Below are 24,635 nucleotides of genomic sequence, written 5' to 3' on the forward strand. Positions count from 1 at the left end.
GCACATCCATATCGTTCAGCCCCCTCGAAGACCCGCGTCCAGGACCGCGCGAGCCACCGGCGCGGCCACCGAGCCGCCGGTCGCGGCCAGCGCCCGGTCCCCGCCGTTCTCCACGATCACCGCGATGGCGATCTTCGGGTTCTGCGCGGGGGCGAACGCGATGTACCAAGCGTGCGGCGGCGTGCTGCGCGGGTTGGTTCCGTGCTCCGCGGTGCCGGTCTTGGACGCGATCTGATAGCGGGACTGGCCACCTCCGGCGGTGTTGCTCTCCGACGCGATCATCAGGTTGGTCAGGGTCGACGCTACCTCCGCGCTGACCGCTTGTCCGACGGAGACCGGTTTGGTCTTGGACAGCTCGCTCAGATCGGGGCCTTGCAGCTGATCGACCAGGTAGGGCTCCATCCGGACGCCGCCGTTGGCGATGGTCGCCGCGACGACCGCGTTCTGCAACGGGGTCAGGGCGACATCCCGCTGCCCGATGCTGCTCTGGGCCAGCGCGGCGTCGTCGGGAATCGTGCCGACGGTGCTCTCCGCCACCGGCATCGGGATGCCACGGTGCGGTCCGACGCCGAACGCGGCGGCCTCGTCCTTCAGGTTCGCCGCGCCGACCTTGACGCCGAGTTCGGCGAATGCGGTGTTGCACGACCGCCGGAACGCCTCGAAGAGCGTGGCGGTCGGGTTGGGGCCGCAGGTGGAGCCGTTGTAGTTCTCCAGCGTGGTGGTGGTGCCGGGCAGCGTGATGTTCGGCGCCGCGGTGAACTGGTCGTCAGGGGTCGCCGCGCCATTGGACAGCGCGGCGGCGGTGACGATCACTTTGAACGTGGATCCGGGCGGGTATGTCTGTGAGATAGCGCGATTCAACATCGGATGGCGCGGATCCGCACTCAGCTTTTCCCACGCCTGGGTGCCGCGCGCGCCGTCGTGCCCGGACAACAGGTTCGGGTCGTAGCTCGGCGTGGACACCATGGTGAGAATCTTGCCCGTGCTCGGCTCGATGGCCACCACCGAGCCGGTGTAGCCCTTGCTGGTCATCTGTTCGTAGGCGACCTGCTGCATCACCGGATTGAGCGTGGTGAGCACGTTGCCGCCGCGCGGATCCCGGCCGGAGACCAGGTCGACCAGGCGGCTGCCGAAGAGCTTGTTGTCGGAGCCGTTCAGCACCGAGTCCTCGGCACGCTCCAGCCCGGTGCTGCCGTACTGCATGGAGTAGAAGCCGGTGGCCGGGGCGTAGGCCTGCGGATCGGTCGGATAGGTGCGCAGGTACTTGTACCGGTCGTCGGTCGCGACCGAGCTGGCCAGCACGGTGCCGCTGGCCGAGATCTGCCCGCGCTGGCGGGAGTACTCATCCAGCAGCACCCGCGAGTTGCGCGGGTCGGAGCGCAGATCGTCGGCCTTGATGACCTGAACGTAGGTGACGTTCGCCAGCAGTGCGACGACCATCACCATCACCGCGACCGCGACTCGGCGTAGTGGAGTGTTCACAGCGCGGCCCCCGCTTCCGGTCGTCCCGCGTCGCGGCGCAGAAACTCGGTCTGCGCGTCGGCGATCGGCGCCGGTTCCTTCTTGCGCACCGGCGCGGGCGCGCGGGCGGCGTCGGAGATCTTGATCAGCAAAGCCAGCAAGGCGTAGTTGGCCAGCAGCGAAGAGCCGCCGTAGGACATGAACGGCGTGGTCAGACCGGTCAGCGGAATCAGTTTGGTGACCCCGCCGACGACGACGAACAGCTGGATGGCGATGGTGAACGACAGTCCGGCCGCGAGCAGCTTGCCGAAGCTGTCGCGCACGGCCAGCGCCGTGCGCAGTCCACGCACCACGAACACCAGGAACAGCACCAGCACCGCGGACAGCCCGATCAGACCGAGCTCCTCGCCGATCGTGGTGATGATGAAGTCGGTCTTGGCGAAAGGCACCTGATTGGGTCTGCCGCTGCCGAGGCCGGTGCCCGCGAGACCGCCCGTGGCCAGCCCGAACAGCGACTGCGAGATCTGGTAGCCGGTGTTGTTGTAGTCGTCGAACGGGTGCAGCCAGGTCTCCACCCGGACCCGGACGTGGCCGAACAGCTGGTAGGCGAAGAAGAAGCCCAGCGCGAGCAGACCGCCGCCGATGACCAGCCAGCCGACCCGTTCGGTGGCGATGTACAGCATCACCAGCACGGTGCTGAAGATCAGCAGCGAGGTACCGAGATCCTTCTCGAACACCAGCACGCCGATGCACACGATCCAGACCGCCAGGATGGGGCCGAGATCGCGGCCGCGCGGGAACTCCATACCGAGCACGTGCCGCCCCGCCGTGGTGAACAGCTCGCGCTTGGCGACCAGCACCGAGGCGAAGAAGATGATCAGCAGGATCTTCGCGAACTCACCCGGCTGGACGCTGAACCCGGGCAGCCGGATCCAGATCTTCGCGCCATTGGTCTCGGAGAACTTGCTGGGCAGGATGGCCGGAATGGCCAGTGCGACAAGGCCGATCAGCCCGAGGGTGTAGCTGTAGCCGGCGAGCGTGCGGTAGTCCCTCAGGGCGATCAGCAGGGTGATGAACACCAGCGTGCCCAGCGCGGTCCACAGAATCTGCTGATTGGCGTCGGGGGAGGGAAGCGCCCACGAGTTGTAGACGGCGGTCTGCTGGTCGGCCAGGTCGAGCCGATGGATCAGCACGAGGCCGAGTCCGTTGAGCAGCGCGACGATCGGCAGCAACAGCGGGTCGGCGAACGGAGCGAACCGCCGCACCGCCAGGTGCGCGACCCCGAACAACGCCAGATACGCCAGACCGTACTTGGCGATATCCACGGTGATCGACTGTTCCTGACTGGCTTCGACCAGGAACAAGGACACGGTCGTGATCACCGCCGCCGCGGCGAGCAGCAACAGTTCGACATTTCGTCTGGTGCTCGGCGGTGGCGCGGGAGCGAAGCCGCCCGGGGGACTGGGAAAGGCTCCAGCCGACGGCGGTGACGGTGCGGACATCAGTCCGTCACCCGACAGTTCTCCCCCGTGATCTGGGGGGTCTGCGACGTGGTCGACGGCGGGGCGGGAGCCTCCGACTTCGTCGGTGTCTTGATCTCGGTGCCGCGTGCGTCACCCTGCTCCGGCGCCGGAGCAGGGGCAGGAGCAGGAGCAGGAGCAGGAGCGGGCGATGCCGGGGCTGGAGGAGCGCCGTTGGGCGCGGGCTCGGTGGTCGGGACCACACCTGGTTGCGGCGCCGATTCCTTGACCGGACACGGCGGCAGCAGTTCGCGCTGGGCGAGATAGGTCATCGAGTCCCTGGCCTTGTCCAGCGAACCGGGCGGCAGCCCCTTGTCCACCTGATCGCGGCCGGTCTGCTTCAGATCGCTGACCTTCAGCGGCTTGCACGAAGACGGCACGTCCGCACCCGGCTCGGTCAGGGTGAGTTCCCCGTTGCGGGTGACACAGCCGACCAGGTTCACGTCGTGGATGGAGTAGCCGAGGATCGATCCGGGCAGCCCGCGCAGGATAACCACCGAACCGTCGTCGGCGCCGACGTAGTAGTTGCTGCGGATCATCTTGTAGCCGACCAGGAGCCCGACGCAGACGGCGACGACCAGCGCCACCGCCAGCACGATCCACCGCAGCCGATGCGACTTCTTTGCGGGGGGCTCCGGTGCTGTGGCGGCCCGGCGCGGCGCCGCACGCGGCGGACGCAGTGCGGAGGCACGGCCCGCGGCCGTGTTCGGGGGAGGCGTGTCGTCGTCGACGCCGGACGCGGCGCCCGCCACGATCGGGTGGCTCTGGCCGTAGTCCAGATCGATGACGTCGGCCACGACGACGGTCACATTGTCGGGACCGCCGCTGCGCAGCGCGAGCTCGATGAGCCGATCGGCGCATTCGTCGGTGGTGCCCTCGCGCATCGTGTTCGCGATGGTCTCGTCGCTGACCACGTCCGACAGCCCGTCGGAACACAGCAGGTACCGGTCCCCGGCGCGCGACTCACGCATGATCAGCGTGGGCTCGATCTCGTTTCCGGTGAGCGCGCGCATGATCAGCGACCGCTGCGGATGCGTGTGCGCCTGCTCGGGGGTGATCCTGCCCTCGTCCACCAGCGACTGGACGAACGTGTCGTCCCGGGTGATCTGGGTGAGCTCGCCGCCGCGCAGCAGATACGCGCGCGAGTCACCGATGTGCACGAGGCCCAGTTTCTTGCCCGCGAACAGGATCGCGGTGAGCGTGGTGCCCATGCCGTCGAGCTCGGGCTCTTCCTCGACCTGATCGGCGATGGCGGCATTGCCCTCGCGGGTCGCCGCGTCGAGCTTGCCGAGCAGATCGTCGCCCGGTTCGTCGTCGTCGAGGTGGGCCAGCGCCGCGATCATCAACTGGGAGGCGACTTCTCCCGCGGCATGGCCGCCCATGCCGTCGGCGAGTGCGAGCAGTCGTGCGCCCGCGTACACGGAGTCTTCGTTGTTGCCTCGGACGAGACCGCGGTCGCTGCGCGCTGCGTAGCGGAGAACAAGTGTCACGATCGCAGCTCGATCACTGTTTTGCCGACCCGGACCGGAGTGCCGAGCGGAACTCGGACGGCGGTGGTGACTTTCGCGCGATCGAGGTACGTGCCGTTCGTCGAGCCGAGGTCTTCCACGTACCAGTCGTCACCACGCGGAGACAGTCGCGCATGTCTGGTCGAGGCGTAGTCATCGGTGAGTACCAGCGTGGAATCGTCCGCACGTCCGATCAGCACCGGTTGGGTGCCGAGCGAGATGCGGGTGCCGGCGAGTGAACCCTGCGTCACCACAAGAAATTTGGCGCCCTTCTGGCCCCGGCTGAAAGACGGCAGCACCGCGGAGCCACGTGCGCCCCTGGGCTGGATCCGAATGCCGGATGCCGCGTAGATGTCGCTGCGCAACGTGCGCAGCACAGCCCACACGAACAACCACAACAGCAGAAGGAACCCCGCACGGGTCAGTTGCAGGATCAGTCCCTGCACGGCGCTCCACCTCCTGTTCGACCGTGTACGTCGGTGCCGTAGGTGCGGTTCGACCACCCCCACCAGCCTGCTGGTCTTGCCGGCCCCGGTATCGGCGCCGCGCGTGTGTTGGCAGCATCATAGGGCCGTCGGTCGATTTCGATCACGATACGACCGACGAATCCCTCGAGAGCCATCTCGTGACCTGCACCGCGAGCTTACGGGATCAGACGATGCGGATCAGGATCTCGGAGTGCCCGGCACGGATGACATCGCCGTCGGCGAGCTGCCAATCCTGCACGGGAGAACCGTTGACCAAGGTGCCGTTGGTGGAACCGAGATCGGACAACATCGCGGTCTGGCCGTCCCAGCGCACCTCGATGTGCCTGCGCGAGACGCCCGTGTCGGGCAGGCGGAAGTGCGCGTCCTGGCCGCGGCCGATGATGTTGCTGCCTTCCCGCAGCTGGTAAGTCCGGCCGCTGCCGTCGTCCAGTTGCAGGGTGGCCGAGTAGCCGGAAGCGGCCTGCGGCGCTGCGCCGTAGCCCTGGCCGCCGCCGTAGCCCTGCGGCGCGCCATACCCTGGCTGCTGCGAGTAGGCCTGGCCGTAGCCGCCCTGGTCATCCTGGCCGTAGCCGCCCTGGTCAGGGTAGTTCTGATCGCCGTAGGCGGGGTCGTTGTAGCCCGGCTGACCGTATCCGGGCTGGCCGTAGCCCGGGCTTTGCTGGCCGTAGCCGGATTCGGCGTAGCCCTGTTGGCCGTAGCCCGGGTCCGCGTAGCCCTGTTGGCCGTAGCCGGATTCGCCATAGCCTTGCTGGCCGTAGCCGGATTCCCCATACCCCTGCTGGCCGTAGCCCGAGTCGGCGTAGCCCTGCTGGCCGTAACCGCGGTCGCCATAGCCTTGCTGGCCGTAGCCGGAGTCGGCGTAGCCCTGCTGGCCGTAACCCTGGCCGCCTTGCTGGTAGTCGTAGCCGTTCTGGTAGTCGCTGTAACCCTGCTGCGCGTCCGGGGCCTGGTAATCCGCCCCGTACGCGCCACCGCGGCCGTAGTCATCGCGGTACGCGCCGTTCTGCGGACCGCCGCGACCAGCAGGCGGTGGAGCGTACCCGCGGTTGCGTGGATCGGACTCCGCGGGCTCACGGCTCGGGTCGTAGCCTGAGTTCTGCGTCATGGGGCCAGCTCCTGGTTGCGGGTTTGCAGGTCGTTGTGGCGGTGATTCGGGGCGGCGAGCCGCGCTGGCTCTGCGGCCGACATCGGGATCGACGCGGCCACTTGCCCTGAACTGTCCGGTGTGCAGCGTAGGTGATGCCTCGAACGCCACGTGTACTTCGCCGTAGGTCTGCCAGCCTTGCTCGCGGATGTAGTCCTGTAGATGTTTGGCGAACGCGCGTGTGGTGAGGTCGTGGTCGGCGTCCAGTTGTTGATGATCCGAGGAGTTGATCGTGATCACATAGCTGTTGGGCGCCAGCAGATGCCCGCCGCCGAGATCCTGGACATGGTCGGCGGCCTCGCGTTGCAGCGCCGCCTCCACCTCCTGGGGCACGACACTGCCGCCGAACACTCTGGCGAAGACATCACCGACGGCGCCTTGCAGGCGACGCTCGAACCGCGAAACGATGCCCATCTCGGCCTCCCTTCGGTGAGCGTCTCTTTCCTGATTCGTAACAACGACACGCGTGTATGGCGTGTCGCTTATCGACCACGTTCATTGCATGATATCCACGATCGTCCACACCTGTAACTCTTGGCGACCGCCCTGGGTTCCCAGGCCCGTCCAGAGCCCCTGTCAGGCCTCTGAAATGGCGATTTCGTATCCGGCGCCGGAGCGTGATACTGTCTCCCAGTCGCTCGGGCGAGTGGCGGAATGGCAGACGCGCTGGCTTCAGGTGCCAGTGTCCTTCGGGACGTGGGGGTTCAAGTCCCCCTTCGCCCACTTCACTCGTGGGAGGCCCATGCTCATGGAGAGCATGGGCCTTTCTCGTTTCGTCGTGTTTTGTGGGGGTGCAACCCCCACGCCCCGCCCGGAGGGGCTTCGCCCCCCGGACCCCCCTTCGTTGCGGGTTGCGTTGGGTGGGGACGGTTGCGTTTGGGGTGGGGACGGTTGCGTTTGGGGTGGGGACGGTTGCGTTGGGCTGAATGATGTGGGCGGAGTCTCATGGGGGGACTTCCGCCTCTGAGTCAGGTGGCGTTTTGTGTCGAACGGCGGCACACATCTCTTCTATCCCTGGTTTCGGCGGCGAGTCGTTATCTGTCCGGTGTCGTCAGCGCGCGTTGTCGGCATTTCCGTGACATGGGAACCGAAGTGGGTTCTCGAGGCGGCGGTTGCGGTCGTGTTCGTCATCGCTGGACACACCTAGGCCGTGCGGCTGACCGATCGGTCAGATAATCTCGTCGGCATCGGAGCGCGACGAGAGGACACCATGGAGTGGGTCGGGGACGGACGGTACGAGGCTTCGCTGGAATCACTGGCCGCCCGCTCGGCGCCGACCTGGTTCGGGGACGCCAAGTTCGGGATATTCGTTCATTGGGGGCTTTTCTCGGTGCCGGGATTCGCGCCGAGAGGCAGCTATGCCGACGCGCTCCGCGACGACTATGGCCATGCGATGACCAGGAATCCGTATGCCGAGCAGTACATGAACATGATGAGGGACCCCGGGGGACCGACAGCGGACTATCACAGGCGGCATTTCGGAGACTTGCCGTACGAGGGATTCAAGGCCCTGTTCGAGGAAGGGCTGAAGCAGTGGAGCGCGGAGGAGTGGGCCGAGACGTTCCACCGGGCCGGTGCGCGGTACATCGTGATGGTTACCAAGCACCATGACGGGTTCGCGCTGTGGCCGACAAAGGTACGCAATCCGCATCGCTCCGACTGGTTCACCGAGCGCGACCTGGTCGGTGAACTCGCTGCGGCGGTCCGCAAGCGTGGGATGCGGTTCGGTGTCTACTACTCGGGAGGGATCGACTGGACCTTCCAAACGAAAGTGGTGAAGACCCTCGGGGACTACATCTACACGCCACACGCCAGCGGCTATCCCCGATATGCCGACGCGCAGGTACGGGAGCTCATCACCCGTTACCAGCCGGACATCTTGTGGAACGACATTTCTTGGCCGACCGGGCAGAAGCAGTTGTTCTCGTTGTTCGCCGACTACTACAACACCGTGCCGGACGGTGTCGTCAACGACCGCTGGCAGACGGCCACGTGGGGCAGGAAGGTGATGCGCTCCAAGCTCGCCCGTGCCGGTTTCGACCTGCTGATGAAACAGCTGATCAAGGCGAAGCAGGATTTCTTGCACAGCGCGCCGCCGCCGGTCCTGCCGCATTCCGACTTCACCACCCGCGAGTACGCCCGCTTCGACACGACGCAGACGAGGAAGTGGGAGGCGACCCGAGGTATCGGCAATTCGTTCGGTTTCAACCGGAACGAGACCGAGGTGGATCACGCGTCCTTCGAGCAGGAGCTCTTCCCGGCTTTCGCCGACACCGTCGCCAAGAACGGCAACCTCCTGCTCAATGTCGGCCCGAGCGGCGGGGCGGGCGTCATCCCAGCGGCGCAGCTCAGCCGACTCACCGCCTTCGGTGACTGGCTTCGTGTCAACGGTTCGGCGATCTACGGCACCCACCCGTACGACGAACCACAGGGCGAGACGGTCGACGGGCTGCCGGTCCGGACCACGAGCGGCGGCGGTGCCGTCAACGTGGTGGTCATCGGATACCCCCGGGGACGGGAGGTCGTCGTGAAGGGACTCGCGCTGCCGGGTTCGGCGGGCACATTGCTGGCCGACGGGAGTCCGGTGACAGTGGGTAGGCAGGGCGGCGACGCCGTGCTCGGATTCTCCCGTGATCTGGACTCGATCTATTCTCCGGCGGTGGCCATTCCGCTGTCCTGACGATCGTGGTGCGGAACGGTAGGACGAAGTGATGGAGAAAGGCTTGAAGGGCACTGCGGAGGCGTCCGTCCAAGGCGCCCGCCGGGGGCAGATCATCGACAGCGCGATCGAGCTGATCGCCGAAGTCGGGCATGCTCGTACCTCGCTGTCGCGGATCGCCGAGAAGGCGGGCGTCTCGAAGGCCGCGGTGCTGTACCACTTCAAGAACAAGGACGAGCTTCTCGACGAGGTGCTGGACCGGGTCATCGGAGGCTTGGTCGAGCAGGTGGAGAGCGCCGTCGACGCGGCGGACACGCCGGCCGACGCGGTCCGCGCCTACATCCGGGCCATGATCGGCCATTTGACCGCCAATCCAGCCCATGTGCGTGCGATCACCGACGCCCTCGCCATCGCGGAGCTGGCCGGGCACCAGACCGTCCGGGCGGACTCGGCTCGGTGGCGAGCGTTGGCAGAGCTGCTGGCCGCGGGGCAGGCAGCCGGTCAGCTGCGCGACTTCGACGTCAAGACCACCGCTGTTGTGATCGGAGGGGCGATCGACGGTCTCGTCGGTCAATGGCTCGCCGAGCCCGATTTCGATCTGGCGGCGGCAGCGGACGAACTGGAGACGTTCGTCCTGCGCGCCATCACTGCGTGATGTGCGGACCTTCGGCGATCGCGTCCTCGCCCTGGCGGCCGGCGACCACGTCGGCCACGATCTTCATCGCGGTGTCGCGGGTCCACACGCCGGGCACCGCCGCAGCGCAGTCATGTGCGGAAGGCGACTGCCCGCGATACCACCGCCCCGCCTCCCACCAGTAGCAGAACGACAGTAGGCCGGAAGCCGCTCGCCGACTGTAGGCTGCGGAGCGCGCTGTTGACGTAGTGGGCGAGTTCCACCGCCCGGTCGTCCGGCGGCCCGCCGGCCAACCGGCGATGTTGGATCAGGCGCTGGCGCCGGGGTGTGGCCCGTTTCCGCGAAGGCTCCGCCCCTCGGCGGCGGGCAGAGGGGGAGACGTTCTGTTCAACCAGATCGCCGGTGGCACGGCATAAGGCCTCCCGCCACTGGGAACAGGGCGAGAATGGCTGGTTCGCCTCGCTCGGCGCCCGCGGGCCTACTTCTGCGCCGACACCAACTTCGGCTCGTGCAGATCCAGGTAGGTCACGTCACCCATGAGGCTGCGTTCCTCTTCGAACAGCGACCTCAGATCGTCGGGAATCTGCATCTTCTCGTGCTCGCGGGCTTCGGCTTCGGAGGTGAAGTACACCGCCTCGACGAACCCGTCGGTGCCGCAGGTCCCGAGGGTGCCGCCGATGATCTCCGGGCGCAATTCGTGCACACGGTCGCCGGTCTGCTCGAGCAGTTCGCGCAGTCGACCCGCGTCGGGGGTGTGGCCCTCCATGACCTGCACGAATCCGGCTCGGTCGGAGCCGCCACCCATCCACTGGGTCACGTTGGAGCAGTCCAGGAAGGTCACCGGTCCGTCGAAACATTTCTGGGTCTCGGCCCACCAGGCGCCTTGTTCGGGCCGTTCGCTGTTGCGGCGCGCCGCTTCCTCGGATTCGAATCGGACCAGCGCGACGAACGTTCCGTCGTCGCACAGTCCGCTGGTCATGCCGAGGTAGCCGACGGCTCCGGGTTGTAGTTCCTCGGTCCACTTGTCCATGCGCTGACGCAGGCGAGCGGGGTCCGCGGCTTTGCCTTGAATGACTTGGATGAACATCGATCCTCCTCATGCGGAGTGATCTCCGCGGTGTCGCGGGGCCGGCGCGTCGTGGTCCACCGAAGGCGTGACGCCGCACGGCCCGCGACCGCGGCCGACGCACAATCAATCGTTCGCTCCCCGCATGCCGCACGCAAGTAGCAGGTCGTTCGCGCGTCGAACGGTGCAAGCGGCGATGTCGCGATCCGGCGACGGCCGCTCCGTTCCCCGGCCCGGTCTCAGGCCGCCGGTATGGGGGTGTGCGGCTGGCGGGCGCTGTCCTGATCGCGTTCCGCGATGCGGAGGTACAGCCGCAGCAGCACGTCGCGCAGGCTGATGCCGAGCTCGGCGGCGCGGAGGGCGGCCACTTCGAGCGCGAGGTCGTTGTCGGCGGTGCCGGGGTCACTGAGCAGCTCGTCGAGCGCCATCCCGTTCACGGCTTGTTCACGGGTCAGGGCGACGGTGGGCAACCAGCTGAGCTCCCAGGCTTCGCCGGGGGGAATGGGCAGCAGCCGTGCGTTTTCCGGGGTGATGTCGCTGGTGATGATGGAATCGGTGATATCGAGTGCCATGCTCCGCTCTCATTCACTGTGCTCGGGATGACGCGGAACCGCGGTGGGGCTGAGGACGCGGTGACCGTGCTCGGTCACGGCCCGAACGCGGTGGATCCGTCCGTGCCTGATTGCTTTGTGTCCGAGTGGGTTCAGAAGATCGGCGCGTTGCCGGGAAGGCCAGCCGGGCGGGCGATGCCACAGTTGTTGCTTGCACTGGCTGGGCCGCGCCATATCGAGGTATCCGTGTCGGGCACCTCCTCGAGTTATCGGGCCACCGGGACTCGGCACGCGATAACCGTTGTGCAGACGTCGATTTGCGGTGGCTTCGAGGATAAGGCTAAGGAACGCCACGTGAGGATGTCAACTAAGCTTTAGCGCATCGTGATGATATTGAATAAGCAAACAAGCTTGAAATTGCATGACATTTGATCAAATGTGTCAGATTCAGCCCGATACCGCCCTTCTCGAGCGCGGACGGAGTACTGCGAAGCGTATTTCTGTGCCGATGCGGCAACGCTGCGTCGCACGGTTGTGGGGAAGTCGCAGTGCGATCGAGCATCTCGTCGGCAACGATACGGCGCCGGTCGCGATTCATCCGATGCCCCTTGCCACATCATGATTAGAATGTCGCACCGTGACACTCTGTGAGCATGGGTATGCAAGACTCGGGATGGGAGGCAAGGGATGGCTGACTCGGGCTCGGACGAGCAAGTCGGCAACCTGGTCCGCAGGCTTCGACTAGAACGCGGATACACCCAGGCGGCACTCGCGACGAGGGCGGGTTGCTCGCGCAGTCTCATCCAGCAGATCGAGAACGGCACCCGGATTCCGCCGCTCGCGCTGCGCGAACGTTTGAGTCTTGCTCTCGGGGCGGAATTGCCGACCGACGGCAGCGCCGCTCCCGCCACCGATCCCACCAGCAGCGCATACTACGACCTGCGCATGCGGTTCAACGTCCTGCTCGGCAAGGACCCCGAGTTGGTCGAGCGCGCACTGGGTATCGCACAGAGTCTGATCGACGCCTCCGGCGCTCGGGAGGAGATCGAGCCGCTGCGCCTGATCGCCGACCGGCAATTGGAACGCGCAGAGGAGATCCTCGCGCAGATCCCCTCGCGCAGCGCCACGGTCTGGGAGTGGAACACCGTCAGCGACTGGCTGACGATCCTGGAGCAGGCCACCGCGTCGGTCCGCGCCATCCACACGGCGGATCTGGGCACGATCGGCGGCGACGTCGGCGACGACTACCACGCGGCGATCCTGCGCCTGGCCGACAAGACCCACCCGCCGAAGATCGACGTGCGGCGAATGTACGTGCTGGACACCATTTCCGACGTCTGGCCCTACGAGGACAAGCTGTGGAAGCAGGCTCGCTCCGGGGTGGAGAGCGTGCTGGTCAAGCGGGATTACGCGCGCAACGCGCAAAGCATGCTCGTGGTCGACGACCGCTATGTGGCGGTGGGCGAATACGACTATTCCCGCCAGGCGCGGGTCGCGACCCGCTTTTCCGTGCTCAAACACGACGTCGCGTTCGCCGTGCGGCGCTTCGAGAAACTCTACGATCTCAGGCGCGCCGGGTCGGCCATCGTGGTCGACCAGATCGTCGCGGAGCCGCCATTGGCGGAGTTCGAGCGTCTGACCGAGGGCAATTGCCGCAGCCTGTTCCGCGCCGCGCTTCAGGAGAGGTGGAACACGATGCCCGCACCAGGAGAATCTTCGGTAGAAGGCGAGGTGCCGTGACGCGGAGCCCGGTGCTCACCGATCCGCTCGCCGATCTCGCGACCCTGACCAACCGCTCCGAGGCCAGGAAACGGGAAGTGCGCGGGCAGTTGCCGCCGGATGCGTGGTTCGCGGGGACCGGCGGCCGCCGCTACTCGGGGATCATCGACGCCTACCACGGCGAAACCGGCCGTGCGCCGGACGCGCGGGCCATCGCCGCGCTGGACCGCGCGTGGCGGGAGCTGCTGCATGTCGCTCCGCCCGCGGACTATCTCGACGGACGGTTGTATGACAAGCGGCAGCCACTGAGCCTGCGCGAGTCGGCCGCGCGCAGGCTCTTCGCGCGGCTGTCGCATCCGGTGGACGGCGTCCCCGGTGTGCGGGTACGCGCGGAGGAGGTGATCGTGTGTCCGTACTCGAGCACGATGCTGCTCGAGGAAGCGATCGCCACGCTGGCCGAGCCGGGCGGCGTCATCGTGTGTCCGGAGGGCTTCTACAAGAGCTCCAGCATTCACGTCGAGAAATTCGGGCTGCGGATCGTGTCCTGCCCGGTTTCCCCGGACGACGAGTTCAAGATCGACCCGCTGCGGCTCGCCCGCTGCCTGGACGAACTGCGCGCGACCGGCGAGCTGTGCGGCGTCCTGCTCACCTTGCCGGGTAACCCCGTGGTCGCCGACTACACCGCGGCCGAACTGGCGGAGATCGGGCGGGTCCTGCTCGACTGCGGTGTTCCGGTCATCTGCGATATGGCCTTCGACCGGCTGGTGGCCTCGCACATCCCGCTCGCGGCGTTACACGTCGAGACCGACCAGGGCATTCGGCGGCTGTACGACGTCGTCCTGACCATCACGGGAAACTCCAAGGGCTACAACGCCTTCGGTCCGTGCAAGCTGGGTGCGGCGTGCACCGGCGACACCGCGTGGCTGGAGCGGATCAGGGAACGGCTCACCATCTCCTTCCAGCGCGAGACCACCCACCTGGTCCGCGCGATCCTCGAGCACACCTCCGAGGATTACTTCGACCGCAACCACGCGCTCATGCGCTCGCAAATCGAGAAGGCCGCCGGGCGCGTCACCGCGATCAACGCTCGGCTCGGCGCCGACCTGCTGCGACCACTGGGCAGCCAGGAAGGCATGTTCCTTTCGCTCGTGTTCGATCGGGCGCTGCTCGACGCGGCTGGCATGCAGACCAGCGCGCAGGTGGAGGACATGCTGCTCGCGGTCGCGGGGGTCGACAGCGTGGCGCTGGACCGGACCGGCTCGCTGCGACCCGGTGTGCGCCTGAATGTCCTTGCGCCCCGTAAAGCGCCACGGCAGGAGTCACCCGCATTGATCGACGAACTTTTCGACCGCCTCGAGCAATTGCTCCGCGACATCATCGATGGACAGACCTATCGCGATGCGCTCGCCGCTCGTGGTCTCACTGCCCTCGTGGCGGAAGCGAGGACCCCACGGTGATCGTGGGGGTACTTCGCGAGACGGCTCCCCGGGAATCCCGCGTCGCGCTCACTCCGCAAGATGTGCGGGAGCTTTCGACGGCGGGACTCCAGGTTGTCGTGGAGAAGGGCGCGGGGAGCGGCGCCGGTTTCGCCGACTCCGCCTATCGTGCGTCCGGGGCGCTCGTCGTCGCGGATCGCGCGACCGTATTCGAGCGCGCAGGCATCGTGGCCTGGGTGAAGCCGCCGGCCTTCGAGCTGGCATCGATGCCGTTGCGGGCCGGGACGACCCTGGTCGGTTTCCAAGATCCGCACTACCGCCGCGACGAAATCGACCGGTTGCGCGGGCGCGGCGTCGAATCGGTCGCGTTCGACCTGGTGCCGCGCGACGACACGACGACCGAGATCGATGCGCTGTCCACCATGAGCCGGATCGCGGGCGCGGTGGGCTACGCCGAAGGCAGACAGCTGCTTTCTCCACAGCTGCGGTCGCGTCCGGTCCGCCCCCTCGTGCTGGGTTGCGGGATGGCCGGACTCGCCGCGATCGCCGCGGCGCGCACGTTCGGCGACGAGAAGCCGAGCGCTGTCGGCAACCGACTCGAACAGGAGACCGCCGCTCTGGGTGCGGGAGCCGGGCGCTTCGTGCCGAACCAGGACGACAACGCGGCGCTGCTCGACCTGCTCGCCATGACACCGCCCGACCTCATCATCTGCACCGCCGTGCATCGCGGATCCCCCGCGCCGCGCCTGCTCCGGCAAGCGTCCTTGGACCTACTCGCTCCGGGCACGGTGATCGTGGATCTCGTCGCCAAGGCGGGCGGCAACTGTGTCGCCACGGTGCCGGACACCACCGTCACCCTGCCGAACGGCGTCCTCGTCACGCATCGCTCGAATTACCCCACCGCCCGCCCGACGGCGGCCAGTCACGCTTACGGCGCGGCGGCGGCGGCCATGATCCTGCGGATCGCACAAGGACAGCGCTGAGCGTCTGGCTTTCGGTATCGACCCCGGGTCCCGCCATGCGGCGGATGCCGCCGGTGCGGGCGTGCGCGTCGACGATGCGGTGGAAGTACCTTGACGATCAATGAGAACGTGTTCTAATTTTTGGCATGCGCAGATTTGACGGTCGCCGCGTGATGGTGACGGGAGCGGGATCCGGCATCGGCCAGGGCATCGCCCTGCGGCTGCTCGACGAGGGCGCCCAGCTGGTAGCCGCCGACATCGACGCGACCGGCCTGACGGCCACCGCGGAGAAGGCGGGTGACGGCGCCGCGCGCTTGCGAACGGTCGAGGTGAACATCGCCGATCCCGAGTCCGTGCGCGCTGCCACCGAACAGGCCCTCGAGTTCCTCGGCGGCCTGGACGTGCTGGTGAACGCGGCGGGCATCCTGCGGCCCGCCCGCACCCATGAGATGCCGCTCGAGGTGTGGAACCAGGTCATCACGGTGAATCTCACCGGAACCTTCCTGATGACCCAGGCCGCGTTGCCCGCGCTGCTGGACACCGGACACGGCGTAGTGGTCAACATCTCCTCGACCGCGGCCTTCAGCGCGGCTCCCTACCTCGCGTCCTACGCGGCGTCCAAGGGCGGCGTGAACTCCTTCACCCACGCCATCGCCCTGGAGTACGCCAAACAGGGGCTGCGGGCGGTGAACATCGTTCCGGCCGGTATCACCAGCGGAATCACGACGAAGTCCATCCTCGACCAGCCCGAGGGATTCGACCCGCAGCTCTTCTCCCGGATGACGGGATGGCTGAACGGAGGAGCCCTCGGCAATCCGGAGGACATCGCCGGCGTGGTCGCCATGGTCGCCTCGGACGACGGGCGCTACATAACGGGAACCGAGATCCGGGTCGACGGCGGCGCGCTGATGTAGTTATCGGGGTGTCGCGATCACAAGGTGGTGTGGAATCGGCCGGGTCGGCAGCCGCTGATGCTCGACGGTGCAACCCGCCTGCTTCAGCGCGGCGATCACATCCGGTACCGGGCGCAGGGTGAAGCCGTAGGACGTGAACGGCAGCTTCGCCATCGCGTCCGGGTCGCCGACGCCGATCACCAGGCGACCGCCCGGTCGGACCACCCGGGTGAGTTCCGCGCAGGCAGCGGCCAGATCCGGGACGAAGTAGACGGTATTGACCGTGATCGCGGCGTCCAAGCTGTCGTCGGCGAGCGGCAGCGCGGTGAGCGAGCCCTCGGCGAGGCGCAATCGGCCGGAGTCGATATCGTCGGCGTGACCGGAGCGGGCGCGCGCCAGCATGTCGGCGGAGATCTCGACGCCGTGCACGACGCCACTGGCGCCGACCCGCTCGAGCAGCAGCGAAAGTCCTGCTCCGCCACCGAATCCGACGTCGGCGGCGATTCCGCCGGGCGCGACGGCGGCGGCCTCGACCGCGCCTGCGATGGCGCTCTTGTTGCCGCGGTTGAGCAGAAAAGCGACGCCCTTGCCGAGCATGCCGTGCGGGTTGCCCAGTTGACTCGCGACGGTGGACAGCAGGCGAGCCCGGACACTGTTCATGGCGTCATCGTATCGGTCCGGTCTCGCCGGTCGGAGCAGCGGAAGCCGAATACTGTTCGCCCGTGCGTCCGTTCGGATGCCGCGTTGCCTAGCGAAGGACGACCGTGATGCGCCGCCTACTGATCATCCTCGCTGCCTGCGCACTCGCGCTGTTGCCGACCGAGCCCGCCGCGGCGGCGGGGCACTGGGGACCGCTCGCGCCACCCAATCCCTTCCTCGGACCGGCCGGTACCGCGACCATGCACGGCGACGCGGGTTCTTCGGACGCGACCCCCCTTGCCGGGCCGGGCGGCAGCGCCAGGGCGGTCGCGGCCTTTCCGCTGGCCGCCGCGTGCCCGACGTTGCTGGAAGGATCGGACAACCTTGTGGTCGCGCTGTGTACCGCGATCGCGGGACAGACGCCGACGGTGTATCTACTCGATCCTTCGGCGCCTGGGCCTATGTCGGCCTCGCTCGCCGCGTTGGCGTTGACCAAAGGCAGCCTGCTCGGTGGGGTTTACGCCTACTTGGACAACGACGACCGGCTGGTGGTCGTGGACGGGGCGAACCGATTGCTCCGGGTGCGGCACGAGCGTGACGTGACGGGCACGTGGCGGCTGGTCAGCGAGGAATCCGCTGACCTGGGGCCGGTGATCCCGTCCGGGGACAACGTGACCGGTCTGGTCCCGGACTGGTCGGGCAACGTCTGGTTCGCGACCGGCCAGGGCGTGGTCGGGTCCGTCGCCGCGACCGGGCGGGTCGCGGCATTGACGCTGCCCGTCGGCGAGCAAGTGGCGAACAGTATTTCGGCGGCACCGAGCGGGCTGGTCGCCGTGGCGACGACGCACGCGCTGTACGAACTGCGTGCCGACGCGTTCGGCGGTCCGCAGATCGTATGGCGAGCGGCCTACGACCGTGGATCCGCGCGTAAGCCGGGGCAGCTCAGCTGGGGCACCGGATCGACACCCACATACTTCGGGCCGGACACCGGCGCCGACTATCTGACCATCGTCGACAACGCCGACGAGCAGGTGCACGCGCTGGTATTCCATTCGGGTACCGGGCAATTGGTGTGCAGGGTTCCGGTCCTCATCGAAGGCGGTGCGGGCAGCGAGAATTCGCCGATCGGGATCGGTCGCTCGGTGGTCGTCGCGAGTACCTACGGTTACCCGTATCCGGCGCTGCCGGAGGGCGCGGGCCCGGCAGTGCCGCCGAGCGCGCCGTTCACGGGCGGCATGACGCGGATCGACGTGGCGGACCACGGATGTCATACGATGTGGGAGAACACGGTTCGCAGTGCGGCCGTACCGCGGCTGTCCACCGCCGACGGCGCGCTGTACACCATCGCTCGCGTCGGCCGCGACCACGCGACAGCCATTGACGGGTACGCGTTCACGGTCGTGGATCCGGATACCGGTGCGGTCACCGCTTCGCACTCGCTTCCCGGCGCCATCGTCCACGATCCGCTCCAGACCGCACCACTGATCAGCCACGACAGGCGGCTGCTCCAAGGAACGGTTACCGGAATCATGCGCGTCGGCTGAGCCGGGCCACGGCGTAGGAGGCGGCGTGCAGCGGTCTACGGATGGTGCGGGGTCTGATGCGGGCATCGCCCCGGGGCCTAACGCGGGTTGTCCCACTGACCGGAGGACCGCGGAAGCCGTGATCCAGCGGTCGGGGACTGTGACTTGGATCTCTCGAACTGCGCTGTCACGGCGTCCATTTCGCGAGGTTGCGGCTGCTCGAAGGGGTAGTGAGGCGAAGATCACATACCTCTTTATGGTTGCGATCGAGGTGCTGACTGGTGGCGACCGGACACTGCGGCGTGGCCCGATGTCGGAGCCGGTTAATACCGAGCCTGTCGGGGAACTGACCGGTCTTCGTGTATCCGAGCTGTGTACTCGTCGGTTTATTACCACGTAAACAAACTTTTGGTCGCTTTCTATTCGTCGGCGGCCAGCAATCGTCATTTCCGAGGAGTGAACGTGCAGGTGAGAGCGCATGCCAGCAAACCATGGAGCGCTCTATGTCGTGGCATAGCTAACGTCCCTGGGATATCCGCGACGCCTTTGGGCGGCGATTCGGAGTCGCGGTCGAAGAGTTTTTACCAGGGTGCCGTAGGCGCGCTGAAACAGGGGACATGGACACCCGGATCGGTTTGCTGGCGAGGGGTGGAAGGAGGGTGCCGCAAGGGTTTGCTGGCGTGCTGCTTTATACGCTTGACCACGGCGGGGACGGTTGCGTAGGGATAACGGTTGTGTAGAGTTAACGGCAACGCTGGCCGCAGCTCGAGCGAGACTCGCTGCGGCCAGCGGAACTCAAATGGGGGACTCGAAACCACTCCGTGACGCGGCTTAGCTGCCGGTTGCCCGAACCGCGCTCGCTCAGTGTGTGCTGATTGTTGTCTCGCTCACAGTCGCGAGTTGATTCCTGGACGGCTCGGTGGCCTCGCCCGCCTGCTCCAGTACCGCCCGACGCCCGACCACGAAGACATAGAGCAGGAAGACCGCCTCGGCGGTGAACCCGATCGCGATGCGGACCGGCGCGGGCAGCGGGCTCGGCGTCACGAAACCCTCGATGAAGCCACATACCAGCAACACCCCGACCAGTCCGAGCGCCACCGCCGCGGTCGCCCGGCCTTGCCTGGCCACCGCCTCCAACCGGCTGAGCCGACCCGGATCGATCAGCGTCCAACCGAGTTTCAGCCCCACGCCGCCCGCGACGAACACAGCCGTCAGCTCCAGGGTGCCGTGCGGGAGGATGAAGCCGAAGAACGAATCCAGCCGCCCGGCATCGGCCATCAGGCCCGCGGTGACGCCCAGATTGAGCGCGTTCATGAACAGCAGGTACCCGGCAGGCAGGATCAACACGCCGGTGAACAACGCCATGGCCGCCACCCACGCGTTGTTAGTCCACACCTGCGCGGCGAACGCACCCTGCGGATGTTCCGAGTAGTACGTCTCGAACGCGCCGCCGGGCGCGGTGAGATCACCGCTGTCTCCCGGGATGCCGAGAACCTTTCGCGCCGAATCGAACCGGTCCACCCAGACGGCCAACCCCGCCGAGACGAGCAGGAACACCCCGGCCACGCCGACCCACCACGGCCAGGACCGGTAGAGCGCCGCGGGGAAACGGTGGCTGAAGAACCGGCCGACCTCCCGCCAGGTGTCGGTGCGCGTCCCCAGCACCCGGCCACGGGCCCGGGCCAGCAGCGCGCTGAGCCCGGCGATCAACTCGGGGTCGGGACTGTGCGACTGCAACCGCGCCAACTGCTGCGACGTCCGGCGGTAGAGCATGACCAATTCGTCCGCCTCGGCACCGGTCAGCTTGCCCCGGGTGGACAGATAGTCGAGCCGCTCCCACTCCCTGCGGTGGGCCAGGCTGTATGCGTCCACGTCCATTCGGTTGCCTCCCACTCCCGCCGCTCGCAAGAATGCTATCGACATGGCTGAATTCACGACCGGCGAAGCGGTGGCCCTGGAGCTGCCGATCGCCCGGATCCCCACCAGGACCACCGCGTTCCTGATCGACGTGCTGGTGCAGTGCACGCTCGGATTCGTCCTGTTCGCGATCGTCTGGACGGTGCTGCCCGCGGGGGTGGATTCGGCGTGGCTGGACGCGGTGGTGCTGGTCACCGTCGTGGCTGTCCTGGTCGGCTACCCGGTGACCTGTGAGACGCTCTGGCGCGGGCGGACATTGGGCAAGCTCATGCTCGGGCTTCGGGTCGTGCGCCAGGACGGCGGACCGATCGACTTCCGGCACGCGCTCACCCGCGGCCTCGCTGGCGCCATCGTCGACTTCTGGATGCTCGGTGGACTCGGCGCCATCGCGGTTCTCACCTCGATGTGCTCGCCGCACGCGCGGCGGGTCGGTGACGTGCTCGCGGGCACCGTGGTCGTGCACACACAACGGCCGCTGCCGCTGCCCGCGCTGGCCATCGCCCCGCCCTGGCTGACGGGCTGGAGCGCGCACCTCGACCTGTCCGGGCTGCCGGAGGATCTCGCGCTGGCCGTACGTCAGTATCTGACCCGGTTCCGGACGCTCACGCCCGCCGCCCAGCACAATTTGGGCACGGCGCTGGTAACCGAAGTGTGCGGACGCCTCCGCGTCGCACCGCCCCTCGGCTACCCCCCATTACAGATCCTCGGCGCGGTCATCGCCGAGCGACAGCGCCGGGTACTGCCACAGCCCAGGTTTCCGGTGTTCCCGCGGCCGATGGCAGTGCGGGCCCAATAGGCGGCTGCCTCGCCTTCGCTCGGCCCGGCGCGGTTCGATGACGGACTTCGTCCGGCAGCGTCATTTGTGCGGCTGCCTCGGCCTTCGCTCGGCCCAGCGCGGGGTTGCGAACGAACGGCGTCCAGTGGCACCCCGTTAGACGTTGGCCGCGACGTAAGCGTCTATCTCGCGCAGGAACTGGTCCTGGCGGGCGGGCGTGATCCAGGATGCGCGGAACGAGTTCCTGGCCAGTTCCGCCAGCTGATCGATCCCGAGGCCTGCCTGTTCGGCGAGAGCCAGGTAGTTGTCGGCGGCGTACGCGCCGAAATACGCGGGGTCGTCGCTGTTGACGGTCACCGTCAGGCCGCGTTCGAGCAGGCCGACGATCTCGTCGGACTTCATCTGCGCGGTGACGAAGGAGTTCGACACCGGGCAGCACGTCAGTGCGATGCCCTTGCTTTCGGCCAGCTCGATCAGACGGTCGTCCTCGACGATGTTCGTGCCGTGGTCGATGCGGTCGACTTCGATGTCCTCCAGTGCTTGGCGGATGTGTTCGATGGAATTCTGCTGGTCGATGTCGCAGTGCATGGTCAGCAGGAATCCCTCCGCGCGGGCGCGTTGGAAGACGGCGGCGAACTTGCTCGGCGGATTACCGCGCTCGTCGGAGTCCAACCCGACCCCGATGATCCAGTTCTTGTACGGCAATGCTTCCAGCAGCGTGGCCATCGCATACTCCGCGGAATGGTCGCGCAGGAAGCACAGGATCAGCTCGGCCGAGATCCCGAGCATCCGCCGGGCCCGCGCGATCGCCGAGCGGTACCCGCTGATCACGACGGGCAACGGCACGCCGCGGCCGGTGTGCGCCTGCGGATCGAAGAACATTTCGACATGACGGACGCCCTGCGCGTGCGCTCTGGTCAGATAGTCGAAGGCGAGGTCGTGGAAGTCCTGTGGTTGTTGCAGCACCCGCATGGCCGGGTAGTAGACCCGCAGGAACGAGGTCAGGTCATGGAAACGGTAGGTCTGCTTGACTTCGTCGACGGACTTCTCCGGCAGCTCGATGCCGTTGCGCTGGGCCAGGCGGAACTTCAGCTCCGGCTCCAGCGTCCCCTCCAGATGCAGGTGCAGCTCCGCTTTGGGCAGTCCGCGGACGAAGGCGGCGAGATCGGACGGCATGGGCCCATGATCCTCCTTCGCCCTCGCACCGGGATGCCGTTTGCCCGCACTCTCGTCAGAGGGCGCCGGACTGCTTGAGTTCCAGGTATTCGTCCGCTAGCGCTTCGGGCAGCCGTTCCGGGGAAGCGGCGACGACCGCTGTCCCGGTGCGGCGCAAAGATTCCTGTACCAGAGCGCGTTCGGCGAGCACCGATTCGGCGGCGGCCGCGGTGTAGAGATCACCCACGTTGTCGCGGCGGGCCGCGGCCGCGGCGACGTCGGGATCGGTGACCGAGACGATGAGCACCCGGTGACGCTGCGTGAGGACGGGCAGTACGGGCAGCAGGTTCTCCTGGACGGCCGCCCCGTCGAGACTGGTGAACCAGACGACCAGGCTCCGTCGGCGGGCGCGCTGCACGGCCGCCCGCACCAGACCGGAGCTGTCGGTGTCGACCAGGGCAGGAGTGATTCCCGCCATCGCGTGCATCAGCTTCAGCTGCAACGCCTTTCCACCGACACCGCGGACTTCGGCGCGCGGTTCGCGGTCGAAGGCGAGCAGGTCCACCGAGTCACCCGCGGCGGCCGCCAGCCCGCCGAGCAGCAGGGCCGCCTCGATGCTCGCGTCGAGGCGGGTGCCCTCGCCGACCCTGCCCGCGCTGATCCGACCCGTGTCCAGCAGCATCAGCATGTGCCGGTTGCGTTCCGGGCGCCAGGTGCGGACCAGGACGTCGGTGGCGCGGGCGGTGGCGCGCCAGTCGATGGCGCGCACATCGTCGCCCGCGACGTACTCGCGGAAGGAATCGAATTCGGTGCCCTGCCCGCGCAGGTTGGCCACATTGCGGCCTTCCAGATGTTGCAGCCGTTTGACTTTCGACCGCAGCAGCCGTTCGGCGCGGAACGCGGGCAGCGCGCGTATCCGGGCCGGGACGTCGTGCCTGGTCTGCCTGCCTGCCAACCCGAGCGGACCGAGCAACCGCACGGTGACCTGTCCCGCCACCCGATCGCCGCGGTAGGTCGGCGTGAGCGTGGTGCGAAACCGGACCAAGGTGCCAGGGACGAGATCCAATGGGTGCGCGCGGTTTTCGGCGCGTGCGCTGTCGGGCCAGTCGTCCCACACCATGCCGCGCAGCACCCGGGGCCCGGTGTTCACCGCGACGAGCTCCACCTCGGTGGAACGCCCGAGCCGGACGGTGGTCAGCGCTTGCCGGGACAGCGCCAGATCCCGCGCTCGGCCCACCGCGGCGAGATCGATGAGCAGGGCCGCGGCCAGCGCGCAGGTCAGCACCACGACCCCCAGCAGAGACGGCACCACCAGGGTGACGAACAGGGCCGACACTCCTGCCGCGGCGGCCAGCCGACCGGTGACGACCATGCGCTACACCGGAACCGGAACCGACAGCAGCAGCGACGACATCACGCCCTCGGTGGTCACCCCGTCCAGCTCGGCCTCCGGCCGCAGGTGCAGGCGGTGCCGCAGCACGGCGACCGCGACGGCCTTCACGTCGTCCGGTGTGACGAAACCGCGGCCGTTGAGCCAGGCGAACGCGCGGGAAGCCGCCATCAGCGCCGTCGCGCCTCGGGTGGAGGCACCGTGCTGCACGGCGGGGGAGGTGCGGGTCGCCCGGCACACGTCGACGGTGTATGCGAGCACCTCCGGGCTGATCGTCATCTTCGTGATCGCGGCGCGGGCGGCGGAGATGTGCGCCGGACCCGCCACGGGACGCAGTCCCGCGGCGGTCAGATCGCGCGGATCGAACCCGGCGGCGTGGCGTTGCAGAATGCGGAATTCGTCATCGCGGCCGGGCAGGTGAATGTCCACCTTGAACAGGAACCGGTCCAGTTGCGCTTCCGGCAGCGGGTAGGTGCCCTCCTGCTCGATCGGATTCTGCGTGGCGACCACGACGAACGGATCGGGCAGCGGCTGGGGCTTGCCGTCCACCGAGACCTGCCGCTCCTCCATCGACTCCAGCAGCGCGGACTGGGTTTTCGGCGGCGTGCGGTTGATCTCGTCGGCGAGCAGCAGATTGGTGAACACCGGGCCGTGCCGGAAGGTGAACTCCGCCGAGTGCGGGTCGTAGATCTGCGAACCGGTGACGTCGCCCGGCATCAGGTCCGGGGTGAACTGCACGCGTGCGTGGTCCAGATCCAGCGCTGTGGCCAGTGCCCGCACCAGCAGCGTCTTCGCCACTCCCGGCACGCCCTCGAGCAGCACGTGGCCGCGGCACAGCAGCGCGAGCACCAGGTACATGACCGCGTTGTCGTTGCCCACCACCGCCTTGCCGATCTCGGCGCGCAGCGCGTGGAACGCGGCGAGCGCTTCCTCGGCGGTAGGAGCGGTATCGATGCTGGTCATTCGACCTCCTGTGTCTTGCGGGGGCTCCCGCACCCCATCGGCCCGATGAGCGCTGCGCGATTGTGTCGCACCGAGCCTCCCTGTGGTTCGCGGGCGTTCCCGCACGTCGTCGGCCGGACCGGAGTTGGGCGATGCCTCATCCGATCTCCGATTCGATCCATTCGAGCTGAGCCGCGACCACCCGCAGGGTGTCCTGGTCGGGCACCGGGCCGAACAGTGCTGCCGCGACCTG

At 67.5% G+C, this 24,635-nt stretch carries 20 protein-coding genes and 1 tRNA gene; 9 read left to right on the plus strand and 12 right to left on the minus strand.

Features of this window, described 5'->3' with window-relative positions; genetic code table 11:
• Nucleotides 1-15: 15 nt before the first annotated feature.
• The 5 genes from ON34_RS28510 to ON34_RS28530 all read right to left on the minus strand — a co-directional run bounded on the left by ON34_RS28510 (nucleotide 16) and on the right by ON34_RS28530 (nucleotide 6,535).
• A complete protein-coding gene (locus tag ON34_RS28510) occupies nucleotides 16-1,482 on the minus strand; it encodes a peptidoglycan D,D-transpeptidase FtsI family protein (RefSeq protein WP_040785205.1) in 1,467 nt (488 codons plus the stop codon).
• Nucleotides 1,479-2,963 (minus strand): FtsW/RodA/SpoVE family cell cycle protein, encoded by a 1,485-nt coding sequence (locus ON34_RS28515; RefSeq protein ID WP_040785207.1) that lies wholly within the window; start codon nucleotides 2,961-2,963, stop codon nucleotides 1,479-1,481. Before ON34_RS28515 ends, ON34_RS28510 begins: the two co-directional genes overlap by 4 nt.
• On the minus strand, nucleotides 2,963-4,471 hold the full coding sequence (locus tag ON34_RS28520) for a PP2C family protein-serine/threonine phosphatase (RefSeq protein WP_040785210.1): 1,509 nt from the start codon (nucleotides 4,469-4,471) through the stop codon (nucleotides 2,963-2,965). The genes ON34_RS28515 and ON34_RS28520 overlap by 1 nt, the downstream gene beginning before the upstream one ends.
• Nucleotides 4,468-4,935 (minus strand): FHA domain-containing protein FhaB/FipA, encoded by a 468-nt coding sequence (locus ON34_RS28525; RefSeq protein WP_040785213.1) that lies wholly within the window; start codon nucleotides 4,933-4,935, stop codon nucleotides 4,468-4,470. Before ON34_RS28525 ends, ON34_RS28520 begins: the two co-directional genes overlap by 4 nt.
• 205 nt (nucleotides 4,936-5,140) lie before the next feature.
• Nucleotides 5,141-6,535 (minus strand): FHA domain-containing protein, encoded by a 1,395-nt coding sequence (locus ON34_RS28530; protein WP_040785215.1) that lies wholly within the window; start codon nucleotides 6,533-6,535, stop codon nucleotides 5,141-5,143.
• A gap of 226 nt (nucleotides 6,536-6,761) precedes the next feature.
• Between ON34_RS28530 and ON34_RS28535 the strand changes: the two genes are divergently transcribed.
• The 3 genes from ON34_RS28535 to ON34_RS28545 all read left to right on the plus strand — a co-directional run bounded on the left by ON34_RS28535 (nucleotide 6,762) and on the right by ON34_RS28545 (nucleotide 9,435).
• Nucleotides 6,762-6,844, plus strand: a tRNA-Leu gene (locus ON34_RS28535).
• A 487-nt stretch (nucleotides 6,845-7,331) separates the two neighbouring features.
• Nucleotides 7,332-8,801 carry an alpha-L-fucosidase gene (locus ON34_RS28540; RefSeq protein ID WP_157172455.1) on the plus strand — a complete coding sequence of 490 codons (1,470 nt, stop codon included), beginning with the start codon at nucleotides 7,332-7,334 and terminating at the stop codon, nucleotides 8,799-8,801.
• A 31-nt stretch (nucleotides 8,802-8,832) separates the two neighbouring features.
• Complete coding sequence (locus tag ON34_RS28545; protein ID WP_040785217.1) at nucleotides 8,833-9,435, plus strand: TetR/AcrR family transcriptional regulator; 603 nt, start codon at nucleotides 8,833-8,835, stop codon at nucleotides 9,433-9,435.
• Between the two features lie 457 nt (nucleotides 9,436-9,892).
• Here ON34_RS28545 and ON34_RS28550 read toward each other — a convergent pair whose 3' ends face one another.
• On the minus strand, nucleotides 9,893-10,501 hold the full coding sequence (locus ON34_RS28550; protein WP_040785219.1) for a hypothetical protein: 609 nt from the start codon (nucleotides 10,499-10,501) through the stop codon (nucleotides 9,893-9,895).
• 218 nt (nucleotides 10,502-10,719) lie between these two features.
• Nucleotides 10,720-11,052, minus strand: coding sequence for a hypothetical protein (locus ON34_RS28555; RefSeq protein WP_040785221.1), 333 nt, complete (start codon nucleotides 11,050-11,052; stop codon nucleotides 10,720-10,722).
• 666 nt (nucleotides 11,053-11,718) lie between these two features.
• On the opposite strand from ON34_RS28555, the gene ON34_RS33865 reads away from it, so the two are divergent.
• The 4 genes from ON34_RS33865 to ON34_RS28580 all read left to right on the plus strand — a co-directional run bounded on the left by ON34_RS33865 (nucleotide 11,719) and on the right by ON34_RS28580 (nucleotide 16,062).
• Entirely contained in the window at nucleotides 11,719-12,771 is a 1,053-nt protein-coding gene (locus ON34_RS33865; protein ID WP_051023259.1) for a helix-turn-helix transcriptional regulator, read from the plus strand.
• Entirely contained in the window at nucleotides 12,768-14,207 is a 1,440-nt protein-coding gene (locus tag ON34_RS36385; protein WP_040785225.1) for a pyridoxal phosphate-dependent aminotransferase, read from the plus strand. Before ON34_RS33865 ends, ON34_RS36385 begins: the two co-directional genes overlap by 4 nt.
• Entirely contained in the window at nucleotides 14,204-15,169 is a 966-nt protein-coding gene (locus ON34_RS28575; RefSeq protein WP_083889849.1) for a Rossmann-fold NAD(P)-binding domain-containing protein, read from the plus strand. The genes ON34_RS36385 and ON34_RS28575 overlap by 4 nt, the downstream gene beginning before the upstream one ends.
• Nucleotides 15,170-15,294: 125 nt before the next feature.
• On the plus strand, nucleotides 15,295-16,062 hold the full coding sequence (locus tag ON34_RS28580; protein ID WP_040785230.1) for an SDR family NAD(P)-dependent oxidoreductase: 768 nt from the start codon (nucleotides 15,295-15,297) through the stop codon (nucleotides 16,060-16,062).
• Here the strand turns inward: ON34_RS28580 and ON34_RS28585 are convergent, their stop codons facing one another.
• Nucleotides 16,063-16,701 carry a class I SAM-dependent methyltransferase gene (locus ON34_RS28585; RefSeq protein WP_040785232.1) on the minus strand — a complete coding sequence of 213 codons (639 nt, stop codon included), beginning with the start codon at nucleotides 16,699-16,701 and terminating at the stop codon, nucleotides 16,063-16,065. It lies immediately after the preceding gene.
• A gap of 107 nt (nucleotides 16,702-16,808) precedes the next feature.
• Between ON34_RS28585 and ON34_RS28590 the strand changes: the two genes are divergently transcribed.
• Entirely contained in the window at nucleotides 16,809-18,224 is a 1,416-nt protein-coding gene (locus tag ON34_RS28590) for a hypothetical protein (RefSeq protein WP_040785235.1), read from the plus strand.
• Between the two features lie 840 nt (nucleotides 18,225-19,064).
• Here the strand turns inward: ON34_RS28590 and ON34_RS28595 are convergent.
• The gene (locus ON34_RS28595) at nucleotides 19,065-20,081 is read right to left on the minus strand and encodes a stage II sporulation protein M (protein ID WP_040785290.1); all 1,017 of its coding nucleotides are present in this window, start codon (nucleotides 20,079-20,081) and stop codon (nucleotides 19,065-19,067) included.
• Between the two features lie 43 nt (nucleotides 20,082-20,124).
• On the opposite strand from ON34_RS28595, the gene ON34_RS28600 reads away from it, so the two are divergent.
• Nucleotides 20,125-20,916, plus strand: a complete 792-nt coding sequence (locus ON34_RS28600) for an RDD family protein (protein ID WP_040785237.1) — start codon at nucleotides 20,125-20,127, stop codon at nucleotides 20,914-20,916.
• Between the two features lie 135 nt (nucleotides 20,917-21,051).
• On the opposite strand, the gene add is transcribed toward ON34_RS28600, so the two are convergent.
• Genes add through ON34_RS28615 form a run of 3 tightly spaced genes read right to left on the minus strand, consistent with a single transcriptional unit; the run spans nucleotide 21,052 to nucleotide 24,403 of the window.
• Nucleotides 21,052-22,071: an adenosine deaminase gene (gene add / locus ON34_RS28605; RefSeq protein ID WP_040785239.1), complete on the minus strand. Its 1,020-nt coding sequence runs from the start codon at nucleotides 22,069-22,071 to the stop codon at nucleotides 21,052-21,054.
• Nucleotides 22,072-22,126: 55 nt separating this feature from the next.
• Complete coding sequence (locus ON34_RS28610; protein WP_040785242.1) at nucleotides 22,127-23,422, minus strand: DUF58 domain-containing protein; 1,296 nt, start codon at nucleotides 23,420-23,422, stop codon at nucleotides 22,127-22,129.
• A gap of 3 nt (nucleotides 23,423-23,425) precedes the next feature.
• Entirely contained in the window at nucleotides 23,426-24,403 is a 978-nt protein-coding gene (locus tag ON34_RS28615) for an AAA family ATPase (RefSeq protein WP_040785244.1), read from the minus strand.
• Nucleotides 24,404-24,635: the final 232 nt, after the last annotated feature.

It is taken from the genome of Nocardia pneumoniae NBRC 100136, from assembly GCF_000308755.1.
GTDB lineage: Bacteria > Actinomycetota > Actinomycetes > Mycobacteriales > Mycobacteriaceae > Nocardia > Nocardia pneumoniae.

Bases quoted from the DNA above. Each gene is read 5' to 3' on its own strand.
- ON34_RS28515 (WP_040785207.1), bottom strand. From the start codon at position 2,963: ATGTCCGCACCGTCACCGCCGTCGGCTGGAGCCTTTCCCAGTCCCCCG.
- ON34_RS28530 (WP_040785215.1), bottom strand. From the start codon at position 6,535: ATGGGCATCGTTTCGCGGTTCGAGCGTCGCCTGCAAGGCGCCGTCGGT.
- ON34_RS28540 (WP_157172455.1), top strand. From the start codon at position 7,332: ATGGAGTGGGTCGGGGACGGACGGTACGAGGCTTCGCTGGAATCACTG.
- ON34_RS28545 (WP_040785217.1), top strand. From the start codon at position 8,833: ATGGAGAAAGGCTTGAAGGGCACTGCGGAGGCGTCCGTCCAAGGCGCC.
- ON34_RS28550 (WP_040785219.1), bottom strand. From the start codon at position 10,501: ATGTTCATCCAAGTCATTCAAGGCAAAGCCGCGGACCCCGCTCGCCTG.
- ON34_RS28555 (WP_040785221.1), bottom strand. From the start codon at position 11,052: ATGGCACTCGATATCACCGATTCCATCATCACCAGCGACATCACCCCG.
- ON34_RS33865 (WP_051023259.1), top strand. From the start codon at position 11,719: ATGGCTGACTCGGGCTCGGACGAGCAAGTCGGCAACCTGGTCCGCAGG.
- ON34_RS28580 (WP_040785230.1), top strand. From the start codon at position 15,295: ATGCGCAGATTTGACGGTCGCCGCGTGATGGTGACGGGAGCGGGATCC.
- ON34_RS28585 (WP_040785232.1), bottom strand. From the start codon at position 16,701: ATGAACAGTGTCCGGGCTCGCCTGCTGTCCACCGTCGCGAGTCAACTG.
- ON34_RS28590 (WP_040785235.1), top strand. From the start codon at position 16,809: ATGCGCCGCCTACTGATCATCCTCGCTGCCTGCGCACTCGCGCTGTTG.
- ON34_RS28595 (WP_040785290.1), bottom strand. From the start codon at position 20,081: ATGGACGTGGACGCATACAGCCTGGCCCACCGCAGGGAGTGGGAGCGG.
- ON34_RS28600 (WP_040785237.1), top strand. From the start codon at position 20,125: ATGGCTGAATTCACGACCGGCGAAGCGGTGGCCCTGGAGCTGCCGATC.
- add (WP_040785239.1), bottom strand. From the start codon at position 22,071: ATGCCGTCCGATCTCGCCGCCTTCGTCCGCGGACTGCCCAAAGCGGAG.
- ON34_RS28610 (WP_040785242.1), bottom strand. From the start codon at position 23,422: ATGGTCGTCACCGGTCGGCTGGCCGCCGCGGCAGGAGTGTCGGCCCTG.
- ON34_RS28615 (WP_040785244.1), bottom strand. From the start codon at position 24,403: ATGACCAGCATCGATACCGCTCCTACCGCCGAGGAAGCGCTCGCCGCG.